This window comes from Corynebacterium sp. HMSC076D02, assembly GCF_001813815.1.
Classification (GTDB): Bacteria; Actinomycetota; Actinomycetes; order Mycobacteriales; family Mycobacteriaceae; genus Corynebacterium; species Corynebacterium simulans.
This window is the reverse complement of sequence record NZ_KV814038.1, coordinates 21,620-32,115: the sequence shown is the minus strand read 5'-3', so window position 1 is coordinate 32,115 and position 10,496 is coordinate 21,620. Positions and strand designations below refer to the sequence as shown.

The following is a 10,496-nucleotide window of genomic DNA, read 5'->3' as shown; positions in this document are numbered from 1 at the left end:
CTGGACATGGTGGTAGATTACCTTTCTTCCCAGCTCGACTGGGCTGGATATCAGGTGTCCACCACATGGGGGTCAGGTCCCCACCACCACCGCTGTCGCATCCTCTGTGGCGTAGAAAACCAAGAAAAACAGCCTCTACGAAACCCGGAGCTTGATACCTGCACAAGTTCATGGTCAGGGCCCTAGGTGGCTGGATGGACTGTGTGATAACGACCATCTTGCACCGTCTAGGGCCTCTTGCTATGCCACGACACCACCAAAACACCCCCTGCCTATCCTTTTGACCCGGCCCAACGACCCCTACCCCCAGCCAGGTAGCTATGTTGCTACGCACTCTAGATTGGGAAGAGCCGTTTTACCCTCTATCTATTGCAACTCATTGCCGCGCAGGGTAGCCTAACCTAAACAGGCCCTATTTGGCGTTATGTGCTCGCTAAGAAAAGGACATTGAGTGGTTCGCACAGGAGAGACGGCAAGAGTGGGGGTTCTCGGTTCGCATGGCGAAGTAGGCCGCCAAGTAGCCGCACTGTTGCGCGCTAGCGGACATATGGTGAACTGCGGGAATCGGTCTCACCACACATCAGATGAGCGCACCGCTATCGTTGACGCTCACGACGAGGAATCTGTCAACAAATTTTCCCGTGACCTTGATGTCGTCGTCAACTGCGCCGGACCGTCATGTCTTCTCAAGACCTCAGTAGCGTCGGCACTACCAGACTCAGTGGGCTATATAGACCCGTTCGGAGCCAACTCATTCGACAACTATCCCACCAACCGTCCGTGCGTGGTCAACGCCGGCGCTACCCCCGGTCTCAGCGGTCTATTACTACGCCACCTGGCGGGCCTAATCGACGACTGTCAATCGGTAACTCTCTGCACTGGTGGACGCGACCGGGGCGGGCTGTCGGGTCTGGTCGATGTGGTGCTAAGTACCCACAACTCCTACGGACATCCTGGGAAGATGATTGTCGACGGCGACCTCGTGGCTTACCAACCTGGGAGCATCCACGCTGAAGATCTGGAACCTTTCCCAAGCGATGACGGACTCATAGCAAGCCCGTTCGTCACCAACGAGCTACGCAAGGTGGCCCAAGATTTCTCTATTCCGCGCCTCATAGGGGTCACGGCCATACCGGACCGGGACACCCAGCAGTTACTTTTACGTGCGCTCTCACAAACCGACATATCAGACCCAACCACGCTCATGAATTTGTGCGCAGACATAGCTGCAGCGAAGACCAAACTCGATGCCGGAAAGAACCACTGGTTTGCCATCCAAGCCACTGTCCACGGCACCCTACGGGGCCGCCCTGTTCGCGTCTCAGGCAGTGTCCACGCACCGGACTCCACCTTCATCACCGCTCTTTTTGTTGCGGAAGCGACAAAAAGCGTTATCCGCGACGAACTACTAACCGGGCCGAAATGGGGCTATGAGCTGCCGGCCCCTCAAACTGTCCTCTCGTCACTGGCCTCTTACAACGTCGACATTAAAATCGTCGGCCCTACAGCAACTACCGACGCACCTCAATGGAGTGATGACGACGATGCAGGCTTCATTTAAAAACCCCGGTATTTCGGCTCAGAACCTAGAAAGGCCCGTCGCATGAACACTGTACGCGTCGTCGTATGCGGCACAACATTTGGCCGTATATACATCAACGGGATAAAAAAGCTTGCGGATAAATTTTCGCTGGTAGCAATCCTATCTCAGGGCAGCGAACAGTCGCGCCGGCTGGCAGAGCAGCTAGGCGTACCTCTGTGTACCAAGATCGAAGATCTCCCCGCTTTTGATCTTGCCTGTGTGGTGGTCAGATCTAGCGTCGTTGGCGGTTCCGGCACGCAGCTCGCCCTAGAGTTTTTAAGCCGTGGCAAGCATGTAGTGATGGAGCACCCGATCCACAAGAAAGACTCTGTAGATTGCTACCGGATGGCAGCGAAAAATAACGTGCAGTTCAAGCTCAACACCTTCTACCGCTGGAATCCAACCATATCCCGGTACTTGGAAATCGCAACAACACTAACCAGGCAGTTCAAAATCATCCACATAGACGCCGAATGTAGCATTCACTTTCTATTCTCAACGCTCGATATCATCGGAAGGATTACCGGCGGTTTTACCCCATGGAGCTTTGATGACGACACCCAAGTTACCGGAATATTCACTACGCTCACCGGTTCGATACGCAAAACCCCGCTCTGCTTGCGCGTGGTTAATCACAACGACCCAGAAAAGCCAGACGATTTCGCTCACGTGGGGCATCGAATAACTGTTTTCACGCACGCCGGAAATCTGGTGCTCACCGAGACTGACGGAACCATCATCTGGCACCCAAACACCCCAATCCCACGAGATCAAGCTGGCTTGCTAAGCACTGCTGCCGATGATCGTTTGAGCACTCTACAGTTGCATGAGAATCTCCTTATCGAGCCGTGCGTTACCCGTGTCGCCCTCTACGACCATACCTGGCCTGCAGGCATTGCGGAGTTTCTGAACGAAGTATATGACAAGTTGGCGTGCTCCAAGAACGAAGCGCAAGAAGCCGAATACCTCCTGGCATTGTGCGCAGTCTGGGCGCGCACCGGACAATTACTGGGTCCCACATGTACCGTCCAAGCAGCTATGCATGCCGAACCACTCAGTCTCGAGAGTCTGATGTGGCCGCTGGGGGAGTCTCATACCTCCCCCATTGAGCGAAACAACCCCAACCACCGGAACACAGGAGAGATAACATGGATGTCACAGCGCTGATTAACGACCTTGAATCCCGCGGTATAGCGCTATGGGTGAACGGCGATCGACTCAACTACCGTTCACCCAAGGGTTCCTTGCGCGAGGAAGACCTCGCGGCCTTAAGGTCAAATAAGGAAAAGGTTTTGGCATGGTTGCGTGAGCGGGAGGCCGTTCCGCATGATGAGCAAGCACGGTTCGCCCCCTTCCCCATGACCGATATTCAGCGCGCATACGCAACCGGTCAGAACGAAGGCTATGATCTGGGTGGCACCGGGTGCCACAGCTACGCCGAAATACGAACGGAACGCCTTGATCGCAGCCGCCTTGAACAGGCCTGGCACGAACTCATCCAGCGCCATGACATGCTCTCTGCAGTGGTCGTTCCACCGGATTCGCTGCAGGTGGTTAAATCTCGCAGTTTGCCGGTGCTACAAGCTGTAGACCTCGCGGGCCACAACCCAGATGTCCCGGACGCCGAGTATCTTCGTCACCGCGCAAAATTGGAAAACCGTAGCTACCCGTTGGGCACCTGGCCACTGCACGAATTCCAGCTTTTGCAATTTGACGAATGCAGCATCCTACAGTTTTCGGTGGACATGATCATCGCCGACTTTGTAAGCGTGAGGGTGATGGTCGAGGAACTTCTAACTCTCTACGCAGGTAACGTTCTACCGGAACTAGAGGACACCACGTTTCGGGATATAATCACCTCCCGTAACCACCACAGCCAGAGTGCCGCTGGCTTCGCTGCACGCACCAATGCAAAAAAGTACTGGTCCGAGATCATCCCCTCGTTGTCCGGCAAACCCTTACTGCCGACGCTGACCTCAGCCGATCGCACATCCGAAATGCCGGTGCGTTTCACCCGGCGTACCTGGCGATGCTCGCCAGCAGCATGGTCAAAGCTCACCGACGCAGCAAGCACTCACGGCGTCACTCCTTCGGCGACGCTACTTACCGCCTACGCCGATGTACTGCGCCGTTGGTCCTCCACAAGTGACTTTTGCGTCAATGTCACTTCGATGAACCGAGATTCTGCCATTGCCGGAATCAACCGTATTATCGGAGACTTTACCGAGATGACCCTACATGCTTGCCATCCGCACACTGGAACCTTTAGTGAGCGCGTGCACGCAACCCAGGAGCAGCTATCCGAAGAGCTATCACACGCTGCGTATTCCGGGGTTGACGTGTTGCGCGATATAGCCCGCACTACCGGGCAGCCCGCGGTAATCCCGGTAGTATTCACCAGCGCGTTGGGTGCAGACACACCGCACAACAATGGTCCGGCCTACAACCTTGTCTCCGGCGTAAGCCGAACGCCGCAGGTATGGATTGACTGTCAGGCATTCCAGGACGGAGGCTCTTGCAACGTCAACTGGGACGTGCGAGAGGACGTCTTTGAACCGGCGTTGATCGACGACATGTGGGAGTCATTTACCGACCTACTCGATCGCCTGGTCGACGACGGTTCGGCGTGGCAGGAAACTGATTCAGTCCACTTGCCCGATAAGACGATCGCCATCCGTAACCGCATTCACAAAACCCACGTACAGCAGACCACCCGATGCCTCCACGACGGGTTTTGGGATAACGTCCAGCAGCACCCACACCAGCCAGCGCTGGTGTGTGGCGGAAAAACCTACAGCTACCAACATCTGGCTGGCTACGTCGGGGCATTACAGCATGAGCTCTCTGATGTCGGTCCCGGAGATTACATTGCCATCGTCCTAGGTAACGGAGTATGGCAAATAGCTGCCGCTGTTGCCGTGGTATCAACTGGTGCAGCCTACGTGCCGATCGATCACGAGCAACCCGCAATCCGCCAACGTTCAATGATAGAAGCGTGTCGTCCTGCCAACGTCATCACTAATTCTCATTTCTCCGAAGAAAATACCGATATCTCCAACATCAACGTCGATACTCTCAGCCCGATACAGTACAGTGGCACCATAGCCTCACCGGTTTCCCCCACCGAAACCGCCTACATCATCTTCACCTCAGGCAGCACCGGAATTCCAAAAGGTGTTGTCGTTACGCACTCGGCTGCAATGAACACCATAGATAGCGTGAACAATCTCCTCGGCCGAAATAAAAGACGCACGGTATTGGGGGTATCGAAGTTATCCTTTGACTTATCCGTGTATGACATCTTCGGTACCTTCGCAAGCGGTGGCACTTTGGTCCTGCCGTTAGACGAGGAATCGCGAAACCCCAGCAAATGGATCGATTTCCTTGTTGATAACAACGTCGATACCTGGAACTCTGTTCCTGCACTGTTCCAAATGCTTGTGCGAGAGGTAGAGGTGACCCGTCACCCGAACATCCTCAGCCTAGACCTGGTTATGCTGTCCGGAGACAGGATCCCGGGCACTCTCCCAGCGCATGCTGCACCCCACTTCCCTAATGCTGAACTCATCAGCCTCGGCGGCGCCACGGAGGGCGGAATATGGTCGATTTTCCACCCGATGACCTGTCACACAAATGAAACTAGCATACCATATGGTACCGCGTTACCCAACCAAGGAATGTGGGTGCTCGACGAGGCCTGCAATGAGTGTCCGGACTGGGTGCGAGGGCAAATCCATATTTCCGGGGAAAGCCTAGCCACCGGTTACCTCAACGATCCAACCTCCACAGCAGAGAAATTTTTCTTTTCCGAAAAGCATGGCACACGTATGTACGCTACCGGGGATATAGGAAGCTACCGCCCAGACGGCGTAATCGAGTTTCACGGCCGTCGGGACAATCAACTAAAAATCAACGGCTATCGAGTGGAAACCGGCGAGATAGAAGGAGTCCTCGAATCCAACGACTTCGTCGAACGCGCTATAGTACTCACCCAGGAAACCAGTGACCCAATTAAACTACATGCTTTCGTCACTGATGCACAGAGCGACAAAGATGAGCTCAAGGATGCTGGGCAAATCAGAAACTCGGAGCTCCGTACAATGCTTGAGCAGCGCTGGACACCTGCAGATACGAGCCTTGACACGGGAATATTTGCCACATGGATGCGGCTGGGAAACGAAGCCGCGATGGCTGCTTTGCTCGCGGCTTTCCAACAAGCCGGTGTTTTCCTCGTTGCAGGAAAATACCACACTCTTACGGAAATCACCGCGGCGATCCATCCCTCCGAAGAGTATCGCGAACTCATAACCCGTTGGCTCAATATTCTGACTGGAGAAGGCTTAGCCACTAAGGATGATGAGGGTTGGACTGTCAGCCAACAGACCCTGGACTTCTTCGTGTTCGGAGAGGCCTGGGATCAGTTCGGCAACATGGAAGCGGAAATCAATAACAGTAAGGAATTATTCAATTACCAACGGCACGCAGCTGAGGCGCTTCTTTCCCAGTTGCGCGGAGAGATCAGTCCCACCGAGGTGTTCTTCCCGGAGGGAGATACCCATAACGCCCGCACCATTTACGGCGAAAACCGCATTAGCAAGGCGATGAATGCTGCGGCCGCAGAGGCAGTGATCGGCATTGCCGAGCACCACGCTGATCATCCGGTAAGGATCCTCGAGGTCGGCGCTGGCATAGGTGCTACGACGGAAAAAATTGTTAGCCGACTCCCCGAGAACGTAATCGAATACCGCTTCACCGATATTTCGACATTCTTCCTACATAAAGCCCAAAAAATGTTCGCGCATTGTGATGCCATGACCTATGGCCTGTTTGATATGAACTCAGACTGCACATCGCAAGATGTAGAGTTCGGCGGTTACGACATCATTTTGTGCGCCAACGTACTGCATAATTCAGTAAATATCGAGGAGTCATTCACCCGCTTAAAGCAGCTGCGCCGCCCCGGGGGCGTGATCGTCATAGTAGAGCCGATCACTGAACTTTACGCAGCCCTTATCTCGGTGTCCATCAAGATGAATCTGGTTGATTTCACGGACCACCGTGCGGAATCACACAAGGTGTTCATCGAGGACGCGCAGTGGGATCAGGTCTTCAGGGATACCCAGATGCACCGCATCGCGGAGTACCCAAACACTAGTGACCCGTTGCGCGAATGCGGGCAACGACTCATCATCGTTGGTGCCGATGACGACGATGTCCCCACGCTCAACAGTGAAGACATTCTGGGCTACCTGCGTGCTCACCTACCGGGTTACATGGTTCCGGCTTCCGTCAATGTACTACCGGAATTGCCGTTAACCTCAAATGGCAAGGTAGACCGCAAGGCCCTAGCGCAACTCTGCTTAGAACCGGTGGGAAGCCCCAACAACCGGATCGATCCTCCACGCAACGAAACGGAAGAGCAGATAGCGACTATCTGGCGCGATGTCCTCGACACCACGGAGGTTGGGCGCAATGATGACTTCTATGCGCTTGGGGGTGACTCACTGCTCATGGCCGAAACGGTAACCCGGCTCCGCCAAGAAATACCTGGCCTACAGCAGCACACGTGGGACGCCCTTATGCGTGGCGTACTCAAGGTGCCAACCATCGCAGGCATTTCCGCGCTAGCACAGGCTGCAGGAAGTAGCTGTCAACCCGAAGCATTAAAAGCCGTTAATTCTGCTAATCATACCTCCCCTGAACTGACTGCTCTGTCTACTGTAGCCAGTGGCTCTCCAACTGGGTCTTCAAATCTGCATGTATACCGATTGCCGAAGGACGCAATGTTCTGCCGCGTGATGATCCACGCTGGCACTGGCCGCCTGAAGGACTACGAGTTCTTGATGCCCGAACTGCTTCAACGCCAGCCAGAGATTGCCCACGTTGGTTTTACCGCTGGTGACGCAGATCGATTCCTGGACTACACAACCCGTACGCTGATCAGGGATCTGGCCCAGAGCTACGCCCAGGAACTTGATGAGTTGGATATGGAATCTTATCAGTTGGTCGGCTACTGCATTGGCGGTATGTTAGCGCTGGAGACCGCGAAGGCGCTCACCGAACTCGGCCGCGACGTGCGCCAGGTAACTTGCATCAGCACCCACCAGTGCCCGCACCGGGTCACTAATGAACTGCTGTGTGAGCTCGCCTATGGGTGCATTTTCAACGCTGACCTAAGTGCAATGGGGGCGAACTTCGACCTCAAAACCCTCGCAGCAGCCCTGGAGCACACCCTTGATGGCATCAACCGCAATATCAGTGACGAAGAACTGTGTACCCTTGAAGGCCCATACGCAGATATCGGGGAATTCTTCCAAAAGATGGCGGTGTTGAGTCCCAGGGCGCGCCGCAAACTCATCTACCGAAGCATCCGTGAATTCGACACAGACTCCGAGTCCACTCGCGGGATGCTGGACATCCTATACGATGTCTTCCGGCATTCGTTACTCGGAACCATCGACTACGTCCCCGATGTCTATTTCGGTGATGTAGTCGTACTGCAGCCTACCGAAGGTGTAACTGGTTTTTACCCGAGCCTAGGCGGAGACATCGATTGGCCAGCGACCGTGCTCGGCAACCTGCAGATACATGCCGTGGCCGGTTCTCATGCCACCTGCCTGCTACAGGAGAACGTACCCTCACTACTTCCGTTCTTCACGGAGAGGGAACAACGAAATGGCTAATGTGGGACACATTATCTATAAAGCAGACGACCTAGAGAACTCAATTAATTACTTCCGTTCGCGCGGCTTTGACGTTGAACCAGGACAACAGAAAAACGCTGCAAGCGCGCTTATTTATTTCTGCGAGGGTCCCTACCTGGAGATACGAGAGCGAGCCGACGTACCACCGTTTTTCCGCCAACTTTTACACCTTACTGGCAATGGAAAATTCGTCGACTCCTATGACAGATTCTCCACCATGTCACAGGGGTACTCACGGGTGGTACTGGAGGCGCAGCGCAAGGAATTTGACCACATAAAGGAGATTTTTGATTCTCATCAAACCAAGAGCCTGACAATCCCGTTCTCCCGCAAGGATCCCGCTGGCAGACGGCTCGCCTGCTGGTGTCTGTCACCCGACGACTGGGCGATCCCGCTTTTCGTGACCCCCTTTGTCATTGATACCCATCGCAGCACCCCGCATCCTAACGGGATTACCCACATAACCGACATCGATTTTGCGGCCAGTGAGAAGACATTAAGCATTTGTAAGCACGTTGGTGTCGACGGCGGCCTCACCTGCCGTTCCGGCACAGGCACGATTGATTTGGAGTTTGCATGAGAGGGCGCGATATCGACCGCAACAGTGTGTTGAAGCATTACGAAGGCACCGGCCACCTGGCCCGAAAAAGCCTGTGCCAGGAACTGTTCGAATCATCCGAGATTTATTCGGACCATGTAGCTGTCATCGCTGACGACGCACACCTGACCTACGCACAACTCGAGCAATCACTTTGTGTGTTCACCGAGGAGCTACGAGAAAGCGGCCTCTCGCCAGGAGACCACGTGCTACTGCAACTGCCAAACACCGCAGCGTATGTGGTGACTCTGCTTGCGCTGATGCGCGTGGGTGCTATCCCAACCCTGCTGCTTCCCGCGCATAGAGAGGCCGAAGTTGCAGCGTTGTGTGAGTCTTTACACCCAGTTGCTTATATCGGTGGCCGCGACCATCTCGGTTTTGACACCGTAGCCATGGTAGAGGCTATGGGACCCGGCGAGCTCGGACTCAAAGAACTGTGGGCCGATAACGGACCCACGCACGACAAGGAGTCCTCGTACCGAGTTCTGCCAGGTCTCTTCACTGCCCCGATTTCTACCAAATGTTCTCCGCCTACTAAGTGGCCGGATCCACGCAGCGTTGCGCTGAATCTTTTGTCTGGCGGAACCACGAACATGCCAAAAATAATTCCCCGGGTACATGAGGCGTATGCATATAACACCCGTGCGGCGGCACAGTGCTGCGGCGTCGGGCCAGATACGGTATACTTGGCGGTTCTATCTACCTCTCATGATTTCGCCTTAGCTCAGCCCGGGATTCTGGGCACCTTGCTTTCGGGCGGCACTGTGGTTCTGTGCACCAGCGCAGCCTTCGATGAGGCGTTTCCGGCCATTGCGACCCACGGGGTCACGCTGACTGCACTAGTTCCTGCGGTAGCCCAGGTGTGGGTGGAGGCCGCAGAGTGGTTTCCCGCAGATTTCTCTTCCTTGGAGCGAATTATCATTGGCGCAGCGGCGCTTAACGACGGCTTAGGTGAGGCAATACAGGATCGTTTCGGTGTGCGTATCCACCAGGGTTATGGCATGGGTGAAGGCATCACTACGTTCACGCGTATTGATGACCCTCCAGCGGTGATTCTTGGCACGCAAGGTCGTCCCATCTCTGATGCTGACGAGTTGGTAATCGATGGCCCGGGAGGCGAGCCGGGAGAGATACTAGAAAAGGGCCCTTATACTTTCTTCGGCTACGAAGGAAACCGCGATACCCCGGACTGTTTCACCGAGGATGGTTTCTTCCGCACCGGTGACCGTGGCTACCTTACCGAGGACGGCAACCTGGTGCTGTGCGGGCGCGTGGTTGAACAGATCAATCGCCTGGGCGAAAACGTCTCCCCTTCTGAGGTCGAGACACTCTTGTCTGGAACTCCAGGCATTAGTGCTGCAGCCGTCTTCCCAATGCCAGATAGAGCACTGGGAGAGCGCACCGTTGCAGCCATCGTCGCCCAACCAGGCGTTAACCGCTCCGCCATTCTGGATGATTTCCTCACCCGAGGCGTAGCCCGATACAAGGTGCCGGACCAGGTGATCACTGTCGACGAAATTCCACTGATCAACATCGGCAAGGTCGACAAGAAAAAGCTGCGTGCTCTCGCGGCAGCGCAATTTACTGACCGTGAATCCGAACAAAGCTGAGA

The 10,496-nt window shown here is 54.9% G+C and carries 5 protein-coding genes and 1 pseudogene; all 6 read left to right on the top strand.

The window, feature by feature from the left end:
* Positions 1-451: 451 nt before the first annotated feature.
* Positions 452-670: pseudogene (locus tag HMPREF2935_RS13785) on the top strand (NAD-dependent epimerase/dehydratase family protein); the annotation flags it as partial.
* Between the two features lie 291 nt (positions 671-961).
* On the top strand, positions 962-1,561 hold the full coding sequence (locus HMPREF2935_RS13415; RefSeq protein WP_232218841.1) for a hypothetical protein: 600 nt from the start codon (positions 962-964) through the stop codon (positions 1,559-1,561).
* A gap of 42 nt (positions 1,562-1,603) precedes the next feature.
* Complete coding sequence (locus HMPREF2935_RS01985; protein ID WP_014303371.1) at positions 1,604-2,749, top strand: Gfo/Idh/MocA family oxidoreductase; 1,146 nt, start codon at positions 1,604-1,606, stop codon at positions 2,747-2,749.
* A complete protein-coding gene (locus HMPREF2935_RS01980; RefSeq protein ID WP_061926059.1) occupies positions 2,731-8,265 on the top strand; it encodes a non-ribosomal peptide synthetase in 5,535 nt (1,844 codons plus the stop codon). The genes HMPREF2935_RS01985 and HMPREF2935_RS01980 overlap by 19 nt, the downstream gene beginning before the upstream one ends.
* Positions 8,258-8,866 carry a VOC family protein gene (locus HMPREF2935_RS01975; RefSeq protein WP_070731767.1) on the top strand — a complete coding sequence of 203 codons (609 nt, stop codon included), beginning with the start codon at positions 8,258-8,260 and terminating at the stop codon, positions 8,864-8,866. Before HMPREF2935_RS01980 ends, HMPREF2935_RS01975 begins: the two co-directional genes overlap by 8 nt.
* Positions 8,863-10,494, top strand: a complete 1,632-nt coding sequence (locus HMPREF2935_RS01970; RefSeq protein WP_014303368.1) for an AMP-binding protein — start codon at positions 8,863-8,865, stop codon at positions 10,492-10,494. The genes HMPREF2935_RS01975 and HMPREF2935_RS01970 overlap by 4 nt, the downstream gene beginning before the upstream one ends.
* Positions 10,495-10,496: the final 2 nt, after the last annotated feature.

Coding starts and splice junctions, on each gene's coding strand:
- HMPREF2935_RS13415 (WP_232218841.1), top strand. CDS start 962: ATGATTGTCGACGGCGACCTCGTGGCTTACCAACCTGGGAGCATCCAC.
- HMPREF2935_RS01985 (WP_014303371.1), top strand. CDS start 1,604: ATGAACACTGTACGCGTCGTCGTATGCGGCACAACATTTGGCCGTATA.
- HMPREF2935_RS01980 (WP_061926059.1), top strand. CDS start 2,731: ATGGATGTCACAGCGCTGATTAACGACCTTGAATCCCGCGGTATAGCG.
- HMPREF2935_RS01975 (WP_070731767.1), top strand. CDS start 8,258: ATGGCTAATGTGGGACACATTATCTATAAAGCAGACGACCTAGAGAAC.
- HMPREF2935_RS01970 (WP_014303368.1), top strand. CDS start 8,863: ATGAGAGGGCGCGATATCGACCGCAACAGTGTGTTGAAGCATTACGAA.